Below are 22601 nucleotides of genomic sequence, written 5' to 3' on the forward strand. Positions count from 1 at the left end.
CGACAACATCGACCAGAGGACTGACGAGACCCGTGCCTGCGCTGACACTGACGAGGTTGCTACGTTTTGGTGAGGGTCGCACCGTCAAGCGGCTCGCAAACCTGGCCGACGAAGTGCTCAGTCTGGACGAGGAATTCGCTGATCTGACCGACGCGGAACTACGCGCGAAGACCGACGAATTCAAACAGCGTTTCGCCGATGGCGAATCGTTGGACGAATTGCTGCTCGAGGCCTTCGCCACCGCCCGCGAGGCTTCCTGGCGGGTGCTGAACCAGAAGCACTACAAGGTTCAGGTGATGGGTGGTGCGGCTCTGCACATCGGCAATGTGGCCGAGATGAAAACCGGTGAGGGTAAGACGCTGACCTCGGTGCTGCCCGCGTATCTGAACGCGATCGGCGGCGACGGCGTCCACATCGTCACCACCAACGACTACCTGGCCCGTCGTGACTCCGAGTGGATGGGCCGGGTGCACCGCTTCCTCGGCCTGTCGGTGGGCGCGATCCTGTCCGGTATGACCCCGGCCGAACGCCGGCAGGCGTACAACGCCGATATCACCTACGGCACCAACAACGAATTCGGCTTCGATTACCTGCGTGACAATATGACCCATTCGCTGGACGATCTGGTCCAGCGCGGGCACAACTTCGCCGTGGTCGACGAGGTCGACTCGATTCTGATCGACGAGGCGCGAACCCCGTTGATCATCTCCGGACCGGCCGACGCCTCCAGTAAGTGGTATGCCGAATTCGCCCGAATTGCACCGTTGCTGAAGAAAGACGTGCATTACGAGGTCGACATCAAGAAGCGCACCATCGGTGTGCACGAGGCCGGTGTCGAATTCGTCGAGGATCAGCTCGGTATCGACAACCTCTACGAGGCCGCCAACTCGCCGTTGGTCAGCTATCTGAACAACGCGATCAAGGCCAAGGAACTCTACGTTCGCGACAAGGACTACATCGTCCGCGACGGCGAGGTCATCATCGTCGACGAATTCACCGGCCGCATTCTGGTCGGCCGTCGCTACAACGAGGGTATGCATCAGGCCATCGAGGCCAAAGAGGCCGTGGAGATCCAGCCGGAGAATCAGACGCTGGCCACGATCACGCTGCAGAACTACTTCCGCCTCTACGACAAGCTGTCCGGTATGACCGGTACCGCCGAGACCGAGGCGGCCGAGCTGCACCAGACCTACGGTCTGGGCGTGGTCCCGATCCCGACCAACAAGCCGATGATCCGTATGGACGAGGCCGATCTGATCTACAAGACCGAGGAATCCAAATTCGCCGCGGTCGCCGACGATATCGCCGAACGGCACGAGAACAACCAGCCGGTGCTGATCGGTACCACCTCGGTGGAACGGTCGGAGTACCTGTCCAAGGCCCTCACCAAGCGCGGTATCCCGCACAGCGTGCTGAACGCGAAGTTCCACGAGAAGGAAGCCCAGATCATCGCCGAGGCGGGCCGGCCGGGTGCGGTCACCGTCGCGACGAATATGGCCGGTCGTGGTACCGACATCGTGCTGGGCGGTAACCCCGACATCATCACCGACACCTTGCTGCGGCGTCAGGGCCTGGACCCGGTGGACACCCCCGAGGAGTACGAGGCCAACTGGCTGCCCGCTCTCGAACAGGTCAAGCGCCAGGTCGAGGAGGACGCGGATCTGGTTCGCGACGCCGGCGGCCTGTACGTGCTCGGCACCGAGCGGCACGAGTCGCGGCGCATCGACAACCAGTTGCGCGGTCGTTCCGGCCGTCAGGGCGACCCGGGTGAGTCCCGGTTCTACCTCTCGCTCGGTGACGAGCTGATGCGGCGCTTCAACGGCGCGGCGCTGGAGTCGATCATGACCCGGCTCAACCTGCCCGATGATGTGCCGATCGAGGCCAAGATGGTCTCGCGCGCCATCAAGAGCGCCCAGACCCAGGTCGAACAGCAGAACTTCGAAATCCGCAAGAACGTTCTGAAGTACGACGAGGTGATGAACCAGCAGCGCACTGTCATCTACGCCGAGCGCCAGCGCATCCTGGCCGGTGAGGATATGGAGGGCCAGGTTCAGTCGATGATCACCGATGTGATCACCGCCTACGTCAACGGCGCCACCGCCGAGGGGTATGTCGAGGACTGGGATCTGGCCAAGTTGTGGACGGCGTTGAAGACGCTGTATCCGGTCGGCATCGAATACCAGGATCTCACCGGCGAGACCGCTTCCGGCGAGATGGGTGAGCTGAGCCGCGAGGAACTGCTCGACGCGATCCTCGACGACGCCCACGACGCGTATGCCCGCCGCGAGAAGGAGATCGACGATCTGGCCGGACCGGGGAGCATGCGCAACCTCGAGCACCAGGTGCTGCTGTCGGTCCTCGACCGCAAGTGGCGTGAACACCTCTACGAGATGGACTACCTCAAGGAGGGCATCGGCCTGCGCGCGATGGCACAGCGTGATCCGCTGGTCGAGTATCAGCGTGAGGGCTTCGACATGTTCGCCGCGATGCTGGAGGGCCTGAAGGAGGAGTCGGTCGGCTTCCTGTTCAACCTGCAAGTCGAGGTGCAGCAGGCTCCGCAGCAACAGGCGGTCGATCCCGGCCTGCGTTCCCCGCTCGGTGCGACCCATCCGGCGCCGGTCCCGCAGGAGGTGGGTGCGCCCAACGGCGCCAACGCCCCGGCGGCCCTGCGCGCGAAGGGAATCGACGAGTCCGGTCCGCGCGGTCTGAGCTTCTCCGGCCCCGACGAGGGTGGTCACGCCGCCGTTCACAGCGCGGAGCAGGAGTACGGCGACAACCAGCCCACCGGGATGACTCGTCGTGAGCGTCGCGAGGCGGCCCGGTCGGAGACCAAGGGCGGCAAGTCGCCGAAGTCCAAGCGGCGCCGGTAATTTCGAGAGAAGACATCAGCGGCCGGTCCACCGACCAGGTGGGCCGGCCGCTCTGCTGTGAAATCGCCTGTCTGTCACCGGCATCGGGGGCGGTCACGTGGCGAGCTGGTTCAGGACGCGCGATGGCGCGGGTCAGAACACCACGTCGGCGCGGGCCAAGGCCGCCAATACCGCCGGCTCGGGCCAATGCCGAGCCTCGAACCGCTCCGGTGTCAGGCCGGGGACGGCCGTGATCCCGGTGAGCCGCACAGCGGTATCGAACGGGACCGTGCACAGGGTGCTGACTTCCTCCTCCTGCTCATCCATGACGCAGAAGACGATGTAGTCCGCCCGGGGTAACAGGAATTCGACACCCTGGCCCCAGGTCGCGACCGTGAACGGACCTTCGTCCCGGGCCACGAAGAGCGGGGTGGCGGGGTAGGCCGGTTCCAGGCCGAACCCGGTGAGCTCGAGATGGGTGTCGAATTGCTCGCTGATCCATTCGGATTGGGTGGTGTATTCGGTCACGGCCAGCCCTGCGGCGGCACGCTGGGCGGCGGCCAGTGCGCGATGCGGGCCGACTCGATCGAGCGGGACCACGGCGCCGTTCCCGTCGAGGGTGTACCCCTGCGGCGACAGCGGCCGGCTCGCCTCGCGATACTGCTGCTCGACCATCTCGAAGACCGAATCCAGTATCTCGGGATCGTCGGGGACCAGCAGCAAGGTGTCGACATCGGGGATGAATGCCACCGGGCGCCAATCCGGAGTGTCCAGTGCCGCAAGCCATTCCGGCACCAGCAGGTATGAGGCGAAGTAGCTGCTGCCCTCGTCGACGAAACGGATCAGCGACCGCGGCTCGAGTTCGGCGGAGGTGAGGATCGAGCCGAGATTCGCCCGCGCCCGGGCGAAGACCTCCTCGACCGGCACGCCCCACTTGGCGGCATCGGACATGGTCACGATGGTGCGGGTTTCCTCCCGATCGATCGCCACCATTTCGTTGATGAACGGGAAAGCGGGACGCGCCAACGGTTGCGGCATATCGTCGTCGGCGCCGAGCCCGTACGTCATCGGGCGCAGGATCGGCCGCAGCGAGTCGCAGACCTCGTCCCAGCCCGCGTCGGGATCCTTCGGACTCAACAGGGCGGTGACGAACCGGTCGACCCGCGCATCACGTTCGGCTTCGGCCAGGCCGTCGGTCTCGTGGAAAAGATTGCTCAGAAACAGCACGTGGTCGTTGCCCACCGTGAGCGCGAACTCGTCCCGGTCGTACCGAACCACGGCCGATCCGGCGGCCCCGGACTTCGCCAGCCGAAGCATGACCTGCTGTGCGAATGCGTATCGCTGCTCTTGTGTCCCCATCGGGACAGAACAATAGACCGAGGGGGCGACAGCGATCGGTGGACTGTTCCTCCGGACGGGAAGTGCGTCAGCCGTTGCCGACGGTCCATGGATCGTTGGAGTTCAACGCCGTGAGCAGGAGGCGGATGGCGGCCACCCGGCGTTCCTTGCCCGGTAGTTCGTCGAGTGCGCATTCCGGATCCGCGGGCGGGCCCAGATGGGTGCAGCCGCGCGGGCAGTTCTCGATGGCGTCCGACAGGTCGGCGAAGGCGGCGATCACATCGTCGGGGGTGATGTGGGCCAGGCCGAAGGAGCGGATGCCGGGGGTGTCGATGACCCAGCCTCCACCCGCCAGCGGCAATGCGACGGACTGGGTGGAGGTATGCCGGCCCTTGCCGACGCCCGACACCGTGCCGACGGCTCGATCCGCATCGGGCACAAGGCGATTCACCAGGGTCGATTTACCCACACCGGAATGTCCGAGCAGGCAGGTCAGGGAGTCCCGCAGCAGGTCGCGGACCTGCTCCAGCGGATCGTCGCGACCGCCGTAGACGATGGTCAGGTCGAGATCGGCGAATTCGGCCGCGAATTCGGATTCCGCGGCCAGATCGTGTTTGGTCAGGCACAGAATCGGTTGCAGCCCACCGGCGTACGCGGCGACCATGGCGCGTTCGACGAATCCGGTGCGGGGCGGTGGATCGGCCAGCGCGACCACGATGAACAGCTGCTCGGCATTGGAGACGACGATGCGTTCGAACGGATCGGTGTCGTCGGCGGTGCGGCGCAACACCGTTCGGCGTTCGGCCACCCGGACGATCCGGGCGAGGGTGTCGGGACGCCCGGACAGATCGCCGACGACATCCACCTGATCGCCGACGACGATGGGGGTACGACCCAGTTCGCGTGCGCGCATGGCGACCACCAGGCGGTCGGGATCGTCGCCAAGGACACATCCCCAGCGGCCTCGATCCACCGAAACCACCATGGCCGACACCGCATCCCGATGTTCGGGCCGGGTCTTGGTGCGGGGACGCGACCCTCTGCCCGGGCGGACCCGGACATCGGATTCGTCGTACTCCCGGCGCCTCAGTGGGCCGCTCCTTCACCCGATAAGGCGCCCGCGTCGGCCAGCATGGCCTCCCAGAGGGTGACGAATTCCGGCAGCGTCTTGGCGGTGGTCCCGATGTCCTCGATGCTCACGCCGGGGACGCGCAGGCCGAGAATCGCTCCCGCCGTGGCCATTCGGTGATCGGCGTAGGAGTGCCACCGGCCGCCGCTCAACGGAGTCGGCTCGATGGCCAGGCCGTCGTCGGTCTCGGTGACCTTACCGCCGAGGCGGTTGATCTCGGTGGTCAGCGCCGCCAGCCGATCGGTCTCGTGGCCGCGCAGATGGGCGATGCCGCGCAGCCGCGACGGCGAATCGGCCAGGGCGGCCAGCGCCGCCACAGTGGGGGTGAGCTCGCCGACATCGTGCAGATCGATATCGATTCCGGCCAGTGTCCGCGGACCGCGCACGGTCAGCTTGCCGTCGTGGCGGCGGGCCTCGGCGCCCATGCGGACCAGGATTTCGCGAATCACGTCGCCGGCCTGCGTGGTCAGCTGGGGCCAGTGCGGAATGGTCACCTCGCCGCCGGTGACCGCGGCGGCGGCCAGGAACGAGGTGGCATTGGACAGATCCGGCTCGACGTCCCAGTCGACCGCGTGGATCGGGCCCGGCTCGACGGTCCAGATCTGGTCCCGGCGCGGATCGGTCGGCGCCTGCACCCGCACACCGGCCTGCTGCAGCATCTGCACGGTCATCTCGATATGCGGCAGGGACGGCAGCGGGGCGCCTTCGTGGCGCACGGTGAGGCCGGACTCGAAGCGCGCGGCCGACAGCAGCAGTCCGGAGACGAACTGCGACGAACCCGAGGCGTCGAGGGTGACCTCGCCGCCGCGCTGTGATCCGGTGCCACGGACCACGAACGGCAGCGTATTGCCCTCGATATCGACGCCCAGGCTGCGCAGCGCGTCGAGAATCGTGTGCAGCGGGCGCAGCTGCGCCTGCTCGTCGCCGAAGAACGCCACATCGCCCTGAGCCAGCGCGGCCACCGGCGGCAGGAAGCGCATGACGGTGCCGGCCAAGCCGCAGTCGACGGTCGCGTTGTGCAGATGGTCGGCCGGGGTGACGGCGAGGACGTCACCGTCACCGCTGATATCGGTGCCCATGGCGCGCAGGGCCCCGATCATCAGCTCGGTATCGCGGCTGCGCAGCGCACCGGTGATGGTCGAGGGGCGGTCGGCGAGCGCGGCGAGGATCAGTGCCCGGTTGGTGATCGATTTGGACCCGGGCAGGGTGACGGTCGCGTGCACGGCATGGTCGATGTGGGGCGCGGGCCAGAAACTCACCGGACCATCTTCTCTCATGAGAGCAGAGCCCGTACGCACGGAGCGCGGTTTTGTGATCTCGCACTTATGCTCGTTTATTCGCCCGATACCCGAAATTCGGCTCGACGGGAGGTCGGAGCGGGTTGCCGGGAATCGCGGGCGCGACCGGAAGAGCGCGAACGGGCCCGCACTGTTCGGTGCGGGCCCGCGAATTGTCCGGTTCTACTTGTTGCGACCGTGCAGCAGCGGAACCACCTTGCGCAGCAGTCGCATGGTGCTGTCGGTGCGCTTGTAGCTCATCAGCGCCATGCCCGGAATCGCGAAGCGTTGCACCGCGATCGAATGCGGGCTGGTGAATTCCAGCAGACCGGGTGCGCCGTGGATGCGGCCGATGCCGGAATCGCCGACGCCGCCGAAGGGCAGGGCCGCGATGGCGGCGAAGCCGAGCACCGAGTTGACCGAGGTGGCCCCGGCCCGCAGCCGACGGGCGATTTCGAGCCCGTGCTTACGCGAATAGACGGCCGAGCCCAGTCCGTATTTCGACGTGTTCGCCAATTCGACGGCCTCGTCGACGCTGTCGACGGTGCGGATGGTCACGGTCGGACCGAAGGTCTCCTCGCGCACCGCGTCGGAATTCTCGTCGACATCGACCAGGACCACCGGCTCGATGTAGGGCGCGTGCACCGATTCCGGACCACCCAGGACCGCGGTACCGCCGTTGGCCAGTGCCGCTTCGATGTGCTTGCGGACGATGTCGACCTGCGCGGGCATGGTCATCGGGCCGTAGGAGGCCTTGTCGTCGGATCCCGAGTGCACGGTGGACAGGATCTTCTTGACCTCGGCGATGAACGGTTCGCGAATCGCCTTGTCGACGTAGACACGCTCGACACCGGCACAGGTCTGGCCACTGTTCATGGTGGCGCCGTAGGCGACGGCGTCCGCGGCCGCCGCGATATCGGCGTCGGCGGCGACGATGACCGCGTCCTTACCGCCGCACTCCAGCAGCACCGGGGTCAGTGATTCCGCGGCGGCGGCCATGATCTTCTTGCCGGTCGCGGTGGACCCGGTGAAGGCGATCTTGTCGACGCCCGCTTTCACCAGTGCCGCACCGGTCGCGCCGTAGCCGTTGATCGTGACGAAGACGCCCTCGGGCAGCCCGGGATTGGCGTCGACGAAGGCCTCGCCGACGAAATTGCCGATGCTGGTGGAATATTCACTCGGCTTGAACACGACCGTATTTCCCGCGGCCAGCGCATAGGCCAGGGAGCCGTTGGGGGTGTACACCGGATAATTCCACGGCCCGATCACACCGACCACGCCGAGCGGGCGCTGTTCGATGGAGGCGGCGAAATTCGACATCAGCGCGCCGGGGGAAACCTTCTTGGGCTTGAGCACCTTCTCGGCATTCTTGGCCGCCCAGGCGATGTGCTCGAGCGCCAGCATCAATTCCAGATACGCGTCGTCGCGTGGTTTGCCGTTCTCGGCGTGGATCAGATCGCAGAATTCGTCGGCGCGGGCGACCAGTCGGCTCGACCAGCGCAGCAGCGCCTGTTTGCGATCGGCGAAACTGAGCCCACTCCAGGTGGCCGCGGCCGCGCGGGCCTTGTCGACGGCCGCGCGCACCGCCGCTTCGTCGGCGATGGGATGGGTGGCGATGACCTCGCCGGTAGCCGGATCGACCGAGGAGAGTTCGGTCGCGGGAGCGGATTCGGATGCCTTCGCCGACGCGGTGGCGGCGGTGGACTCGGTGGTGGACATTATTCGGCGACCCCTAATGAGAGAGTTACGGCAAGAAGTTCTCACACCCGAGATGTGATGTCAACCGCCTTCAGTTGTCTTCGTCACGTCGCGCGGATATGTCCGAGCTTACGGATCCCGGGCGCCTCCGGATGGCAGCATGGAGATATGTGCGGCAGATATGCGACCACGGCGAATCCGGCGAGGTTGGCGGTCGAACTCGATGCGCTCGACGAGACCGGCGACGGTGTCGCGAGCGGCGAAACGGCCGCGGATCCGAAGCCGGCTTCGGAGGGAAACGCATCGGGTGACAAATCCGGGAAAAATGGTGCGCCGGGCGCGAATTACAATGTGGCGCCGACGAATCAGGTACTCACCGTGGTTCGGCGGCACGACCACGACCACCCCGGCGACGATCCCGCGCTGCGGATCCGGCGGATGCGCTGGGGGCTGATCCCGGTGTGGACCAAGGCCGCCGAACCGGGGGTCCCGGCCAAGGGGAAGCCGCTGTTCAACGCGCGGGCCGATCGTGCCGCGACCGCACCCTCGTTCCGGGACGCGGTCAAGAAGCGGCGCTGCCTGGTGCCGATGGACGGCTGGTACGAATGGCTGGCCGAACCGCATCCGGCCGGTTCGGGCAAAGCGGTCAAGCAGCCTTACTACATGTCCGATGCCGACGGCGACCGGTTGTACATGGCCGGACTGTGGTCGGTGTGGCGGGATTCCGCGCTCCGGGATATGCGGCCGCTACTGTCGTGCACCATCCTCACCACCGATGCGGTCGGCGATCTGACTCGCATCCACGACCGGATGCCGCTGGTGATGCCGCGCGAGCACTGGGACGCCTGGCTCGACCCCGATCATCCGGCGCCGCACGAACTACTGGAAACCCCCGCGCCGGAAGTGATTTCGTCGATCGTCGCCAGGCCGGTCTCGACATTGGTCAATTCGGTGCGCAACAACGGTCCGGAACTGTTGGCGCCGGCGGCCGGCGGCGGCAGCGAAAAGGCCGGGCAGATCAGCTTGATCTGAACCCGGCCCGGCGCGGTGCCCGAGGGCGTTCGCTATTCACATTTCACGGTGGGCGCCACGATGTTGAGGCCGCATTTCAAGATGTTCGCGCCCAGCTCGATGATCTTGGTGGCGGTGCCGCCGCCCAGCTTCTCGGCCTTCTCCACGCGCTGATCCTTCTGGGGCGTGGCCTTCTCTGGCGTGCCCGGGTGTTCGGCATCGCCGCCCAGTGGATAGTTCGGATTGTGGGCGGGGGCGACCGCGTTGGGTGCCGCACTCGCGGGGGCGGCGGTCACCAGGCCGGAACCCAATGCGAGTAGTGCGGCGCCGGTGGTGGCGGCGATCAGGCTGCGCACGCGCGGACGGTGGGTCATTTCGCATCACATCCTCGGTTCGAAACGAATCGGGGGTCGAACGAACTGCTCGACAAGTAACGCACAGATACTGGTGTGATTCGAGTGAATCATGTGAATCCCGCCCTGGTCGCAGCGTGTCCCCGGAGTGTTGCGGCCGATGCGTGAGCCGCTACGAGGTCTTCTTCGCGGCGGGGTCTCCGGTATGGGCGTCGAGGGTGAGGATGGCCGGTCGCGCGGCCTCGTAGTCGTCGACGAAGCGCAGCAGCAGATCCGCGAACTGGTGTCGGTCGGCGTCGTTCCAGCCGGTGAGGATCCGGCTGATCATCTCGTTGCGCCGGGCGCGCAGGTGAATCGCCATCTCCCGGCCGGCATCGGTGACGATCAGGACACTGGCCCGGCCGTCGGCGGGATCGGCCTCGCGGCGGAGCAGTCCACGCTTGACGAGTCCGGCCACCTGTCGGCTGATCGTGGAGGCATCGGAGTACATCGCCTCGGCCAGCGTGCCCGAACGCATCGGGCCGTCGCTGAGCAGGCGAAAGATGATGCGATAGGCGGAGGCGTCGACTTCACCCTGTGAGGCCGCCGCGACCTGCGCGTTCGTTCGTTCTCGGATACGCCCGAGGCGGATCAGCTGCTGGCCGATCTGATCGGTCACCTGTTCGCTGTCCATCTGTCCGGGCCTCCTGCTCGGTGCCATCGCACCGCCCGGCGGGCGGCTAGCTACTTGTAGCAATCAACTATTTGTATACCTACACCAGTTGTGGCCAACAAATGTTTCGGATCAGGATGGTCGTATTCACAGCGACGCCGATCAGCCGGCCGCGATGGGAGCGGTCACCGCGGCGGTGACCCGGATCAGATCGGCGGGGGCCACCTCGATCTCGAGCCCGCGCCGCCCGGCGCTGCACAGCACGCGATCCCAGATGGTCGCCGAATCGTCGACAACCGTCGGCAACTGTCGTTTCTGCCCCAGCGGAGACACCCCGCCCAGCACATATCCGGTGACGCGCTGTGCCTTGGTCTTGTCCGCCATGGTGGCCTTGGGCGCTCCCAGGGCCGCCGCGGCGGCCTTCAGTGACAGCGAGTTCGGGACCGGGACCACGGCCACCGCCGGCGCACCGGTCGACAACTCGATGATCAAGGTCTTGAAGATCTGGGCGGCCGTCACGCCGAGGCGCTGCGACAGGGCCGCCACCGCCTCGTCGCCGTACGAGTCGCTGCGGGCATCGTGCGCATAGGAATGCACCACATGGGGCACCCTCGCCTGAACGAGCGCCCGGATCGCGGGTGTCGATACGGCCATGCCGGTCACCTTAGCGAGGCCGATTTCCGCCCGGTCATCCGGATTTCGGCTCGTCGGCGGCTCGCCGGGAACACAGCGGCGGCCCGCCATGTTGCACTGTTCCGCCAGCACGGAGCGGATGTGTCCCATATTCGCGCCAGACCCAGCCAGTTCGAAGGAGATGCCGGTGACCGTCCTCGTCGACGAACGTCCGGTGACGATCGGCAACGCGCCGTCGTATCCGTTGATCGACATCGTGACCCCGGACACCGGGTTCGGCCGGCCCTCCTCGCGCGCGGTAGATTCTACTGCTACGGCGACCGAAGGGACTTCCGTGACGAGCGACGACGAATTGGCGGCCGATCGCCTCCGCGGTAACACCGGGGGTGGTTCCCGGCCGGAAGATATCGAGATTCCCGACGACCCGGTAGACGATGACGAGGTCACGTCTGACGAGGGCGCCGGCACAGTGCGTAGCACCGCCGACGAGTCCGAACTCGCCGCGCGTTTCGAGCGTGACGCGCTGCCGCTGCTGGATCAGCTCTACGGTGCGGCCTTGCGGATGACCCGCAACCCGGCCGACGCCGAGGATCTGGTGCAGGAGACCTTCGCGAAGGCATACCAGGGCTTCCGGTCCTTCCGGGAGGGCACGAACCTGCGGGCCTGGCTGTATCGGATCCTCACCAACACCTACATCAACTCCTACCGCAAGAAGCAGCGCCAGCCCGCGCAGTACCCGACCGACGAGATCACCGATTGGCAGCTCGCGGCGACGGCCGAGCACACCTCCACCGGTCTGCGGTCCGCGGAGATGGAGGCGCTCGAAGCGCTGCCCGACGACGACATCAAGGCGGCCCTGCAGTCGCTGCCGGAGGAATTCCGCATGGCGGTCTACTACGCCGACGTGGAGGGTTTCCCCTACAAGGAGATCGCCGACATCATGGGGACTCCGATCGGCACCGTCATGTCCCGGCTGCATCGCGGTCGCAAACAGCTCAAGGGGCTGCTGGCCGATGTCGCACACGAGCGGGGGTTCGACCGGAACCGAACGGGCAACGGCGCGCGTCAGGAGGTAACCCAGTGAGCAGCAGTGGGCACGAGCACGAAGATCGGGGCACTGGGGACGAGATGGAGCTGGACTGTTCGGCGGTGCTGACCGACGTGTGGCTCATGCTCGACGGCGAATGTGATGACGCCACGCGGGCGCGCCTGCAGCATCACATGGACCATTGCTCGCCCTGCATCGAGGCCTACGGCCTGGAGGAGAAGCTCAAGCGCCTGCTGAGCCGTAAGTGCGGCGGCGATCGCGCCCCCGAATCGCTGCGGGAGCGGCTCACCCTCGACATCCGGCGGTCGGTGACGATCACCGAGACCCGGGTCGAACCCGAACGCTGACCGACGTACCGAAACGCCGAATGCGGCACGCCATCCACGGATGGCGTGCCGCATTCGGCGTTTTATCGGCGGTGCTCCGGATCCGGCGGGCGGTTCCGGGGCGCACGGCGCAACGGCTCAGGAGTTCGGCCGCTTGCCGTGGTTGGCCGCATTCTTGCGGCGGCTGCGCTTCTTACGCCCACGCTTACCCATCGGTATCTCCCTTCTGACCCCCAAGGCTGGGGTGAACCCGCCTCAGGTGCGAGTTTCCGGGAGGAAAGGTTACATGCGCCCCCGATGACGTCGGCAATCGGCGGTCCGGTGGCGGCCCGCACCACCGCGTCGCGACGGACCCGATCGGCTCGGCGCGTGGGATCGCGGTGCTGGTGGGCGGCCGGAACGGCGGTGCCGTAATTCGTGCACGACGCACGTCATTTCCTCGGCTTCCCCTGCCACTGAGCGCAGCCGAGTTATCGGCGGGACACGTCACCGCGGCGCCGATACGTCTGTCGTGCGGTCGTTATGAGGTGATCTCGGCGCGCACGGCTGTCGCCGTGCCGGGACCGCGTTCGTAGCCGGTTCGCGCCTCCACGTGTCGGAGGTCCGTTTCGCCTGGAGCGCACCAGGTTTCAGCCGGCCCGTGGTGAATCGGCCGGAAGGGGCGCTACGGTCGGTGCGCGGCCGGCCGGCGGGGGCGGCGCGGCCGACACCTCGTAGCCGAGATTCGCCAGGACCTCGGTGGTGGCCTTGGCGAAATTGAGGGTGATGAAGTGCAGGCACGGCGCGCCCTCGTCGATGAGGCGCTGCGCGAGCTCCGTGGCGATCTCGATTCCGGCCTCGCGCACCGCCGCACGGTCGGCTTCGGTCCCCGTGCCCGAGGCCTTGTGCAGCCGTCGCGCCAGCGCCGCGGGCAGCGGTCGCCCGCTCAATTCCTCGGCCCGGGCCACGGTTCGCAGTGAGGTGATGGGCATCAGTTCGGGGATGATCGGTTTGTCGCCCTGCACCGGATCGGCGGCGAGCACACGATCGCGCAGGCGCAGATAGTGTTCCACGTCGAAGAACATCTGCGTGATCGAATAGTCCGCTCCGGCAGCCAGTTTCGCGGCCAAGAACGCGGTATCGGAATCCAGGTCCGGTGAGCGATGATGGCCCTGGGGGAACGAGGCCACGCCGACATCGAATCCGCCCAGGCCGCGGACCATTCGCACCAGTTCTTCCGCGTATTCGACACCATCGGGATGCTTGCGCCATTCGCCCAGTGGATCTCCCGGCGGATCGCCGCGCAGCACGAGGATGTTGCGGATGCCGCGGTCGGCGTAGGAGCCGACGAGCCCCCGCAGTTCGGCCACGCTGTGCGCGACCGCGGTGAGATGTGCGACCGGCAGCAGGGTGGTCTCCCGGGCCAGTTCACCGGTGATGCGGGCGGTGCGGTCCTTGGTGGAGCCACCGGCACCGTAGGTCATCGATACGAACGCCGGATGCATGCGCTCGAACTGCCGCACCGTGCGCCACAGCCGCAGCTCACCGTCGGGATCGCGCGGTGGATTGAATTCCACCGAGAAGGGAGTGCGCGGCCCGGTGTGGGTGCGCAGACTCTCCACCACCGACCGGGGTTTCGGTGTGATCGGGGATATCCGGACAGGGCGTGCGTGGCTCACGTGTCTCCGTTCGGTGGGAGGCGTCGGCGCAGTTATGGGACGGTCGTACCGATGTGATGGCGCGACTATCGGGCGGATCGATTCACTGCTGAGGGCCGGGTGCGTACGGAACAGTCGGGGCGCGGTTGTCGTCGGCGTCGATGGGGCGGCCCAGTTGCGGGAAGGCACGCTGGGCGCAATCGGCTCGTTCACAAACTTTACAGCCGGCCCCGATCGGAACGGCGGTATTCGGGTCATCGATCGAAAGACCATGGGAATAGACGAGTTTGGCGGCATAGGCGAGATCGCAACCCAGTCCGATGGCGAACTCGCGGGTGGGCGACAGATAGCCCGGTGTGTTCTCGTCGGTGGTGCGCGCGAGCCACAGGTAACCGCGGCCGTCGGGCATCTGCGCGATCTGGGTGCGGATGCGGCCGGGGGTGGAGAACGCCTCGTGCACGACCCACAGCGGACAACTGCCTCCCACGCGAGAGAAGTGAAAGGCCGTGGCGGACTGTCGTTTCGAGATGTTGCCCGCGCGGTCGGTGCGCACGAAGAAGAACGGGACTCCGCGCGCGCCGGGCCGCTGCAGAGTGGACAGCCGGTGGCATACCGTCTCGAATCCGACCTCGAATTTCGCGGCGAGCAGGTCGATGTCATAGCGCATACTTTCGGCCGAATCTCGAAACTGCCGGTAGGGCAGGATCAGTGCGCCGGCGAAATAGTTGGCCAGCCCGATGCGCAGGACCCCGCGGGACGGTGCGGGGATGGATTCGGCGTCGGCGATCAGATCCGCCATGGCGGCGGTTTGGGTGAGAAAAGCCAGCTGAGTAGCCAATTGGAAAGCGCGCTGGCCGGGGGAGAGCCGCCGGGGCAGGGTGAGTGCCCGGGTGGCGGGATCGAAGAGCCGCTTCGGACCGGGAGCGCCGGGGTCGTCGCTGCGGATGACGACCGTGATGCCGTGCTGGTCACGCAGCAGCCGGGTGAGTTGCAGATCCAGCCCGCCCAGGGTGAGTCCGTTGCGGGTGAACAGATCCTCCGCGGCGGTGTCGAGTTCGGCGATGTGGTTGCGCCGGTCGTAGAAGTAGTCTCGCACATCCTCGTAGGGGCGGGCGAGAGCGGAATCGGATGTGCTGCTGTCGATTCCGGCCGAGAACCGTTCGAGCTGCTCGGTGGCCCCGCGCAGCCGCCGGTGCAGGCCCACCAGCATGCGGGCCGCGGCGGGCACCCGCGCCACCAGATCGTCGATCTCGCCGGTGGCGATGGCGGCGCCCTCGGGATCCTCGGCGAAGACGTCCTGCAGATCGGCGATGAGCCGCGCATCGGTGTCGGGTGCGAAGAACCCCATCTCCAGATCGAAGGTGGTGTTGAGCCGCAGCAGTACCGGCACGGTGAGCGGACGCTGGTCGTTTTCGAGCTGGTTGATGTAGCTGACCGATAACCCCAATGTTTTCGCGAGTCCGGTCTGGGAGAGCTCGCGCTGTTCGCGCAAAGCGCGCAGCCGCCCGCCCACGTACATCTTCTGCATAGCCGAAATCTAGCACCCCGCACTTACACAACTTTCACAAATTTGCTCAACCGGTTACGCAGAATTCGGCAATTGTGAGCTATTTCCTGCATTTCACCGACTCGGTAGCGTGCAAAACAAGCGAATCAACCGAGCTCTCGGAGGTCTGTGATTGTGAAGAATCATCTCGTCCGCACCCGCCGCTCCGCTGAGGCGTTCCCCCGCGAGGAACACCTCGCCTGGCATATCGCCGAAGTTGCCACCGATCCGGTGGAGGTCGCGCCGGAGACGGAGGAGATGATCGTCAACCGGATCATCGACAACGCCGCGGTCGCCGCCGCGTCTCTGGTGCGCCGCCCGGTGTCCACTGCGCGCGCCCAGGCGCGGTCGCACCCGTACCGGCCGGGTTCGACCGTCTTCGGTGTCGACGGACGCTATTCACCGGAGTGGGCGGCGTGGGCCAACGGAGTCGCGGTGCGCGAGCTGGACTTCCACGACACCTTCCTGGCCGCGGAGTACTCTCACCCGGGCGACAACATCCCGCCGATCCTCGCTGTCGCGCAGCACGCGGGGCGCAGCGGCCGCGATCTGATCCGCGGTCTGGCCACCGGTTACGAGATCCAGGTCGATCTGGTGCGCGCGATCTGCCTGCACGAGCACAAGATCGATCACGTGGCCCATCTGGGGCCGTCGGCCGCGGCCGGAATCGGCACCGTCCTCGGCCTGGATACCGAGACGGTCTATCAGGCCATCGGCCAGGCCCTGCACACCACGACCGCGACGCGGCAGTCCCGTAAGGGCGAGATCTCCAGCTGGAAGGCGTACGCGCCCGCCTTCGCCGGGAAGATGGCCGTCGAGGCGGTAGATCGCGCACTGCGCGGTGAGGGCGCCCCGTCGCCGATCTGGGAAGGCGAGGACGGCGTGATCGCCTGGCTGCTCGGTGGACCGCGGGCGGAGTACTCGGTGCCGCTACCCGGCCCGGGCGAGCCCAAGCGCGCCATTCTCGACACCTACACCAAGGAGCATTCGGCCGAATACCAGAGCCAGGCGCCGATCGATCTGGCGCGGCGCATGCGTGCGCGAATCGGTGATCTCGACCAGATCGCCTCGATCGTGCTGCACACCAGCCACCACACCCACGTGGTGATCGGCACCGGCTCGAACGATCCGCAGAAATTCGATCCCCAGGCCTCGCGAGAGACCCTCGACCACTCGGTCATGTACATCTTCGCGGTGGCGCTGCAGGACGGCACCTGGCACCACGAGCGCTCCTATGCGCCCGAGCGCGCGCAGCGTCCGGACACCATCGAGCTGTGGAACAAGATCTCGACCGCCGAGGACGCGGAGTGGACGCGTCGTTACCACTCCACCGACCCGAACGAGAAGGCCTTCGGCGCCCGCGCCGAGGTCACGCTGAAAAGCGGTGAGGTGATCGTCGACGAACTCGCAGTCGCCGACGCGCATCCGCTGGGCGCGCGGCCCTTCGCTCGCGACCAGTACATCGCCAAATTCCGCACTCTCGCCGAGGGTGTGGTCGAACCCGCCGAGCAGGACCGCTTCCTCGAGGCGGTCCAGCGCGCGGGCGAGTTGTCCGCCGCCGAGCTGTCGGAGCTCACCTTCACCGTCTCGGCGGATGTGCTCGCCCGCGCGCACCGATCGCCGAAAGGACTGTTCTGATGACCGGATTACTCGCCGCCGGCACCTCCGCCGCGGACAAGCGCCTCGCCTTCCGCGCGGGACTGAACTCCGGTCGCGTCCAGCGCATCCCCGGAGCCTTCAACCCACTGGTGGCCACGCTGATTCAGGACATCGGCTTCGAAGGGGTGTATGTCTCGGGCGCGGTGGTCTCGGCCGATCTGGCACTACCCGATATCGGGTTGACCACCCTGACCGAGGTCACCGAGCGGGGCCGCCAGATCGCGCGGGTGACCGACCTGCCGGTGCTGATCGACGCCGACACCGGATTCGGTGAGCCGATGAGCGCGGCCCGCACGGTCACCCTGTTCGAGGACGCCGGCATCGCCGGACTGCACCTGGAGGACCAGGTCAACCCCAAGCGATGCGGACATCTCGACGGCAAAGCCGTGGTGCCCGCCGACGAGATGGTGCGCCGACTGCGCGCCGCGGTCTCCGCACGCCGGGATCCGAACTTCGTGATCTGCGCGCGCACCGACGCGGCGGGGATCGAGGGGATCGACGCCGCGATCGAACGCGCACAGGCGTATGCCGACGCGGGTGCGGACCTGATCTTCACCGAGGCGCTGTACACGCAGGCCGATTTCGCGAAATTCCGCGCGGCGGTGTCGATTCCGCTGCTGGCCAATATGACCGAGTTCGGCAAATCCGAACTGCTGTCGGCGCACACGCTGGAATCGATCGGCTATAACGCGGTGATCTACCCGGTATCCACACTGCGGCTGGCGATGTGGGCGGCCGAAACCGGTCTGCGCGAGATCTACGAGACGGGCACCCAGGCCGGACTGCTGGACCGCATGCAGCACCGCAGCCGGCTCTACGAACTCCTGCGGTACGAGCGCTACAACGAATTCGATTCCGGCATATTCAATTTCAGCTCGGGAAGGAATCAGTGATGACCGATACCGCTATCCCCACCATTTACAAGGGACTGGCCGGGGTCGTCGTCGACACCACCGCGATTTCCAAGGTGGTGCCGGAAACCAACTCGCTGACCTACCGCGGCTACGCGGTTCAGGATCTGGCCGAGCATTGCAGTTTCGAGCAGGTGGCCTATCTGCTGTGGAACGGCGAGCTGCCGAATGTCGGTCAGCTGGAACAGTTCTGTCAGCGGGAGCGGGCCTCACGCCGCGCGGATCGGTCGCTGCTGTCCCTGGTGGCCAAGCTGCCCGACACCTGCCATCCGATGGATGTGGTGCGCACCGCGATCAGCTATCTGGGCGCGGAGGATCCGGCCGAGGACGACAACTCCGCGAAGGCCAACCGCGACAAGGCATTGCGCATGCTGGCGGTACTGCCGACCATCGTCGCCGCCGATCACCGCCGCCGCCGGGGGCTGGACCCGATCGCCCCGCACTCACATCTGGGATACGCGGAGAACTTCCTGAACATGTGCTTCGGGAAGGTGCCGGCGCCGGAGCTGGTGAAGGCGTTCGAGGTGTCGCTGATCCTGTACGCCGAGCACAGCTTCAACGCCTCCACCTTCGCCGCGCGGGTGGTGACCTCGACGCTGTCGGATATCTACAGCGCCGTCACCGCGGCGATCGGCGCGCTGAAGGGGCGGTTGCACGGCGGCGCGAACGAGGCCGTCATGCACGCCATGCTGGAGATCGGCGAGCCCGCCCTGGCCGACCGGTGGTTGCGAGACAAGCTGGCGGACAGGGAAAAGGTGATGGGCTTCGGGCACCGGGTCTACAAGAACGGTGATTCCCGGGTGCCGACGATGAAGAAGGCGTTCCTCGACATCGCCGCGGCCACCGGCGGGCGGCGATGGGTCGAGATGTACGAGATCCTCGAACGCGCGATGCGCGAGGCGACCGGCATCGAGCCCAATCTCGACTTCCCCACGGGCCCGGCCTATTACCTGCTCGGCTTCGATATCGAGGTCTTCACCCCGATCTTCGTGATGAGCCGGATCACCGGGTGGACCGCGCACATCATCGAACAGGGCGAGTCCAACGCGCTGATCCGGCCGCTGAGCGAATACATCGGTGTGCCACAGCGTTCGGTCGTCGCCTGATGGCGCCGGGCAGGCCACGCATGTTCTCGAAAGTCCTGGTGGCCAACCGCGGTGAGATCGCCATCCGCGCCTTCCGGGCCTGCTACGAACTCGGTGCGAAGACCGTCGCGGTGTTCCCCCACGAAGACCGGAATTCACCACATCGGCTCAAAGCCGACGAGGCGTACGAGATCGGCGCGGTCGGGCATCCGGTGCGGGCATACCTGTCGGTCGGGGAGGTCATCGCCGCGGCCCGGCGGGCCGGGGCCGACGCGATCTACCCGGGCTACGGATTCCTCTCCGAGAACCCGGATCTCGCAGCTGCGTGTGCCGCGGCCGGGATCACCTTCATCGGGCCCTCGGCGCAGGTGCTGGAGTTGACCGGCAACAAGGCCCGAGCCATCGCGGCCGCCAGGGCCGCGGGACTGCCGGTGCTGACATCGACCAAGCCGTCGGCCGATGTCGATGAATTGGTCGCGACCGCGGACGGCATGGAGTTTCCGGTCTTCGTGAAGGCCGTCGCCGGCGGCGGCGGTCGCGGCATGCGCCGGGTCGCGGATCGGGCACAGCTGCGCGAGTCGATCGAGGCCGCGGCGCGGGAGGCCGAATCGGCCTTCGGTGATCCCGCCGTCTTCCTCGAACAGGCAGTGGTGAACCCGCGCCATATCGAGGTGCAGATCCTGGCCGATCGGCAGGGCAACGTCATTCACCTGTTCGAGCGCGATTGCTCGCTGCAGCGGCGGCATCAGAAGGTCATCGAGCTCGCGCCCGCGCCGCACCTGGATCCTGAACTGCGGGAACGGATCTGCGCCGACGCGGTGGCCTTCGCCCGGCAGATCGGCTACAGCTGCGCGGGCACGGTGGAATTCCTTCTGGACGAACGCGGCCATCACGTCTTCATCGAGATGAATCCGCGGATCCAGGTCGAGCACACGGTCACCGAGGAGATCACCGATGTCGATCTCGTGCAGGCCCAGCTGCGGATCGCCGCCGGTGAGACACTCGAAGACCTGGCGTTGAACCAGGATTCGATCACCGTCCGCGGCGCCGCGCTGCAATGCCGGATCACAACCGAGGATCCCGCCAACGGCTTCCGGCCCGACACCGGCCGAATCACCGGCTACCGGTCGCCCGGCGGTGCGGGTGTGCGCCTGGACGGCGGCGCGAACGTCGGCGCGGAGGTAGGCGCCTACTTCGACTCCATGCTGGTGAAACTGACCTGCCGCGGTCGCGACTTCCCGGCCGCCATCGCCCGCGCCCGACGGGCAGTCGCCGAGTTCCGCATTCGGGGCCTGGCCACCAATATCCCCTTCCTGCAAGCGGTTCTGGACGATCCCGCGTTCCGGGCCGGTCGGATCACGACCTCGTTCATCGACGAGCGTCCTGAACTGCTCACCCGCCACGCCCCGGCCGACCGAGCATCCAAGATTCTGGACTACCTGGCCGATGTCACCGTCAACAAGCCGCACGGCGACCGGCCGACGGCGGTATATCCGCACGACAAACTCCCCGCCGTCGACCTCGCCGCACCCCCACCGCCGGGGTCGCGGCAGCGGCTGCTCGACCTGGGGCCGGAGCGTTTCGCGCGCGGCCTGCGTGAGCAGAAAGCGCTGGCCGTCACGGATACGACCTTCCGCGACGCACATCAGTCACTACTGGCCACCCGGGTGCGGACCAGCGGGTTGCTGGCCGTGGCCGGGCATGTGGCGCGGATGACGCCGGAGTTGCTGTCGGTCGAGTGCTGGGGTGGTGCGACCTACGATGTCGCGCTGCGGTTCCTGTACGAGGATCCGTGGGAGCGGCTCGCGGCGCTGCGCGAGGCCATTCCGAACATCAACCTGCAGATGCTGCTGCGCGGACGCAATACCGTGGGGTACACGCCGTATCCCGAGAACGTGACGCGCGCATTCGTTTCCGAGGCGGCGGCCACCGGAATCGATATCTTCCGGATCTTCGACGCACTCAACAACGTCGACCAGATGCGCCCCGCGATCGACGCTGTGCGTGAGACCGGTACGACGCTGGCGGAAGTCGCGCTGTCCTACACCGGTGATCTGTCGGACCCGGGCGAGGATCTGTACACCCTCGACTACTACCTGACGCTGGCCGAACAGATCGTCGAGGCCGGGGCCCATGTGCTGGCCGTCAAGGATATGGCCGGACTGCTGCGGCCCCCGGCCGCGCACACGCTGGTGAGCGCGCTGCGCCGGGAGTTCGACCTGCCGGTGCGTGTGCACACCCACGACACACCCGGTGGTCAGCTCGCCACCTATCTGGCCGCCTGGCAGGCCGGCGCCGATGCCGTGGACGGTGCGAGCGCGCCGATGGCGGGTACGACGAGCCAGCCCGCGCTGTCGGCCATCGTCGCGGCGGCGGCGCATTCGGCGCACGACACCGGGTTGAGCCTGCGGAATATCTGCGATCTCGAGCCGTACTGGGAGGCGTTGCGGAGGGTGTACGCGCCGTTCGAGTCGGGACTGCCCGGACCGACGGGGCGGGTCTATCGCCACGAGATCCCGGGTGGTCAGCTGTCGAATCTGCGACAGCAGGCGATCGCGCTGGGACTCGGCGACCGGTTCGAGGAGGTCGAGGCGAAATACGCTGCCGCGGACCGGCTACTGGGACGCTTGATCAAGGTGACGCCGTCGTCGAAGGTGGTGGGGGATCTGGCCTTGGCGCTGGTCGGCAAGGGTGTCGACGTCGACGAATTCGCCACTGAACCTGGGCGTTTCGACGTTCCGGACTCGGTCGTCGGCTTCCTGCGCGGCGAACTCGGCACACCGGCCGGCGGCTGGCCGGAACCGTTGCGGACCCGAGCGCTGGCGGGAAGAGCGCCGTCCGCACCGGAGGTGCAACCGACCTCCGGGGACGAAGCAGGTTTGAGCGGATCGTCGGTCGAACGCCGAACAACACTGAACCGCTTGCTGTTTCCCGCACCCACCGCCGAATTCCTCGCGCACCGTGAGAAATACGGTGACCTCTCGGCGCTGTCGGCGAATCAGTTCTTCTACGGCTTGCGCCACGACGAGGAACATCGGGTGCAGCTCGAGCCGGGTGTGGTGCTGCTGATCCGCCTGGAGGCGATCTCGGAACCGGACGAGCGGGGAATCCGGACCGTCCTGTGCCTGCTCAACGGACAACTGCGCCGGGTCGCGGTGCGGGATCGTGGCGTCGCCCAGGCGATTCCGATGGCGGAGCAGGCCGATCCGGCCGACACTCGCCACATCGCCGCGCCGTTCTCCGGTGTGGTGACCGTCTCGGTGGCCGCCGGCGACCGGGTCGAACCGGGTGAGATCGTCGCGACGATCGAGGCGATGAAGATGGAGGCCGCGATCACCGCCCAGCGCGCCGGTGTCGTCGACCGGCTCGCCGTCGCCACGATCGCGCAAGTCGACGGCGGTGACCTGCTGCTGACCCTGTCCTGACGTCCGGACTGAAGAGCCCTTCAG

Annotated in this window: 18 protein-coding genes; 8 read left to right on the plus strand and 10 right to left on the minus strand. The window is 66.9% G+C overall.

From position 1 onward, the window contains the following. Positions 1-32 precede the first annotated feature (32 nt). On the plus strand, positions 33-2870 hold the full coding sequence (secA, locus tag LKD76_RS07765; protein ID WP_227980351.1) for a preprotein translocase subunit SecA: 2838 nt from the start codon (positions 33-35) through the stop codon (positions 2868-2870). A gap of 132 nt (positions 2871-3002) precedes the next feature. Here secA and LKD76_RS07770 read toward each other — a convergent pair whose 3' ends face one another. From LKD76_RS07770 to LKD76_RS07785, 4 genes are all read right to left on the minus strand, one after another. Further along, the gene (locus tag LKD76_RS07770) at positions 3003-4208 is read right to left on the minus strand and encodes a DUF1444 domain-containing protein (protein ID WP_227980352.1); all 1206 of its coding nucleotides are present in this window, start codon (positions 4206-4208) and stop codon (positions 3003-3005) included. Between the two features lie 67 nt (positions 4209-4275). Beyond that, entirely contained in the window at positions 4276-5277 is a 1002-nt protein-coding gene (gene rsgA / locus LKD76_RS07775; protein ID WP_227985146.1) for a ribosome small subunit-dependent GTPase A, read from the minus strand. Further along, positions 5274-6593, minus strand: a complete 1320-nt coding sequence (gene aroA / locus LKD76_RS07780; protein WP_227980353.1) for a 3-phosphoshikimate 1-carboxyvinyltransferase — start codon at positions 6591-6593, stop codon at positions 5274-5276. Before aroA ends, rsgA begins: the two co-directional genes overlap by 4 nt. Positions 6594-6776: 183 nt before the next feature. After that, entirely contained in the window at positions 6777-8312 is a 1536-nt protein-coding gene (locus tag LKD76_RS07785; RefSeq protein ID WP_227980354.1) for an aldehyde dehydrogenase family protein, read from the minus strand. A gap of 147 nt (positions 8313-8459) precedes the next feature. On the opposite strand from LKD76_RS07785, the gene LKD76_RS07790 reads away from it, so the two are divergent. Then, positions 8460-9323 carry an SOS response-associated peptidase gene (locus tag LKD76_RS07790; protein ID WP_227985147.1) on the plus strand — a complete coding sequence of 288 codons (864 nt, stop codon included), beginning with the start codon at positions 8460-8462 and terminating at the stop codon, positions 9321-9323. A gap of 32 nt (positions 9324-9355) precedes the next feature. Here the strand turns inward: LKD76_RS07790 and LKD76_RS07795 are convergent, their stop codons facing one another. The 3 genes from LKD76_RS07795 to ybaK all read right to left on the minus strand — a co-directional run bounded on the left by LKD76_RS07795 (position 9356) and on the right by ybaK (position 10961). After that, positions 9356-9676, minus strand: a complete 321-nt coding sequence (locus LKD76_RS07795) for a hypothetical protein (protein WP_227980355.1) — start codon at positions 9674-9676, stop codon at positions 9356-9358. 151 nt (positions 9677-9827) lie between these two features. After that, a complete protein-coding gene (locus LKD76_RS07800) occupies positions 9828-10328 on the minus strand; it encodes a MarR family winged helix-turn-helix transcriptional regulator (protein ID WP_227980356.1) in 501 nt (166 codons plus the stop codon). Positions 10329-10469: 141 nt separating this feature from the next. Then, positions 10470-10961 carry a Cys-tRNA(Pro) deacylase gene (ybaK, locus tag LKD76_RS07805; RefSeq protein ID WP_227980357.1) on the minus strand — a complete coding sequence of 164 codons (492 nt, stop codon included), beginning with the start codon at positions 10959-10961 and terminating at the stop codon, positions 10470-10472. 448 nt (positions 10962-11409) lie between these two features. Here ybaK and LKD76_RS07810 point away from each other — a divergent pair, with 448 nt between their 5' ends. Both LKD76_RS07810 and rsrA read left to right on the plus strand, forming a co-directional pair. Further along, positions 11410-12024, plus strand: a complete 615-nt coding sequence (locus tag LKD76_RS07810) for a sigma-70 family RNA polymerase sigma factor (protein ID WP_227985148.1) — start codon at positions 11410-11412, stop codon at positions 12022-12024. Positions 12025-12068: 44 nt separating this feature from the next. Continuing rightward, entirely contained in the window at positions 12069-12335 is a 267-nt protein-coding gene (rsrA, locus tag LKD76_RS07815) for a mycothiol system anti-sigma-R factor (protein ID WP_227985149.1), read from the plus strand. Positions 12336-12452: 117 nt separating this feature from the next. Here the strand turns inward: rsrA and LKD76_RS32290 are convergent, their stop codons facing one another. The 3 genes from LKD76_RS32290 to LKD76_RS07830 all read right to left on the minus strand — a co-directional run bounded on the left by LKD76_RS32290 (position 12453) and on the right by LKD76_RS07830 (position 15479). Beyond that, positions 12453-12527, minus strand: coding sequence for a 50S ribosomal protein bL37 (locus tag LKD76_RS32290; protein WP_369801531.1), 75 nt, complete (start codon positions 12525-12527; stop codon positions 12453-12455). Between the two features lie 416 nt (positions 12528-12943). Continuing rightward, positions 12944-13918: a methylenetetrahydrofolate reductase gene (locus tag LKD76_RS07825; protein ID WP_372465974.1), complete on the minus strand. Its 975-nt coding sequence runs from the start codon at positions 13916-13918 to the stop codon at positions 12944-12946. Between the two features lie 136 nt (positions 13919-14054). Continuing rightward, entirely contained in the window at positions 14055-15479 is a 1425-nt protein-coding gene (locus LKD76_RS07830; RefSeq protein ID WP_227980358.1) for a short-chain fatty acyl-CoA regulator family protein, read from the minus strand. A gap of 153 nt (positions 15480-15632) precedes the next feature. Between LKD76_RS07830 and prpD the strand changes: the two genes are divergently transcribed. The 4 genes from prpD to LKD76_RS07850 are packed head-to-tail and all read left to right on the plus strand — an operon-like array spanning position 15633 to position 22577. Continuing rightward, a complete protein-coding gene (gene prpD, locus LKD76_RS07835) occupies positions 15633-17135 on the plus strand; it encodes a 2-methylcitrate dehydratase PrpD (RefSeq protein ID WP_227980359.1) in 1503 nt (500 codons plus the stop codon). After that, entirely contained in the window at positions 17135-18049 is a 915-nt protein-coding gene (gene prpB, locus LKD76_RS07840; protein ID WP_227980360.1) for a methylisocitrate lyase, read from the plus strand. Before prpD ends, prpB begins: the two co-directional genes overlap by 1 nt. After that, positions 18049-19173, plus strand: coding sequence for a bifunctional 2-methylcitrate synthase/citrate synthase (locus LKD76_RS07845; protein ID WP_227980361.1), 1125 nt, complete (start codon positions 18049-18051; stop codon positions 19171-19173). Before prpB ends, LKD76_RS07845 begins: the two co-directional genes overlap by 1 nt. 20 nt (positions 19174-19193) lie before the next feature. Next, entirely contained in the window at positions 19194-22577 is a 3384-nt protein-coding gene (locus LKD76_RS07850) for a pyruvate carboxylase (protein ID WP_227980362.1), read from the plus strand. Positions 22578-22601 lie beyond the last annotated feature (24 nt).

This window comes from Nocardia spumae (assembly GCF_020733635.1).
GTDB classification, from domain to species: domain Bacteria; phylum Actinomycetota; class Actinomycetes; order Mycobacteriales; family Mycobacteriaceae; genus Nocardia; species Nocardia spumae.

What these genes read in the sequence shown, in the direction of transcription:
- LKD76_RS07770 (WP_227980352.1), bottom strand. Translation starts at nt 4,208, where the DNA reads ATGGGGACACAAGAGCAGCGATACGCATTCGCACAGCAGGTCATGCTT.
- aroA (WP_227980353.1), bottom strand. Translation starts at nt 6,593, where the DNA reads ATGAGAGAAGATGGTCCGGTGAGTTTCTGGCCCGCGCCCCACATCGAC.
- LKD76_RS07785 (WP_227980354.1), bottom strand. Translation starts at nt 8,312, where the DNA reads ATGTCCACCACCGAGTCCACCGCCGCCACCGCGTCGGCGAAGGCATCC.
- LKD76_RS07790 (WP_227985147.1), top strand. Translation starts at nt 8,460, where the DNA reads ATGTGCGGCAGATATGCGACCACGGCGAATCCGGCGAGGTTGGCGGTC.
- LKD76_RS07795 (WP_227980355.1), bottom strand. Translation starts at nt 9,676, where the DNA reads ATGACCCACCGTCCGCGCGTGCGCAGCCTGATCGCCGCCACCACCGGC.
- LKD76_RS07800 (WP_227980356.1), bottom strand. Translation starts at nt 10,328, where the DNA reads ATGGACAGCGAACAGGTGACCGATCAGATCGGCCAGCAGCTGATCCGC.
- ybaK (WP_227980357.1), bottom strand. Translation starts at nt 10,961, where the DNA reads ATGGCCGTATCGACACCCGCGATCCGGGCGCTCGTTCAGGCGAGGGTG.
- rsrA (WP_227985149.1), top strand. Translation starts at nt 12,069, where the DNA reads ATGGAGCTGGACTGTTCGGCGGTGCTGACCGACGTGTGGCTCATGCTC.
- LKD76_RS07830 (WP_227980358.1), bottom strand. Translation starts at nt 15,479, where the DNA reads ATGCAGAAGATGTACGTGGGCGGGCGGCTGCGCGCTTTGCGCGAACAG.
- prpB (WP_227980360.1), top strand. Translation starts at nt 17,135, where the DNA reads ATGACCGGATTACTCGCCGCCGGCACCTCCGCCGCGGACAAGCGCCTC.
- LKD76_RS07845 (WP_227980361.1), top strand. Translation starts at nt 18,049, where the DNA reads ATGACCGATACCGCTATCCCCACCATTTACAAGGGACTGGCCGGGGTC.
- LKD76_RS07850 (WP_227980362.1), top strand. Translation starts at nt 19,194, where the DNA reads ATGTTCTCGAAAGTCCTGGTGGCCAACCGCGGTGAGATCGCCATCCGC.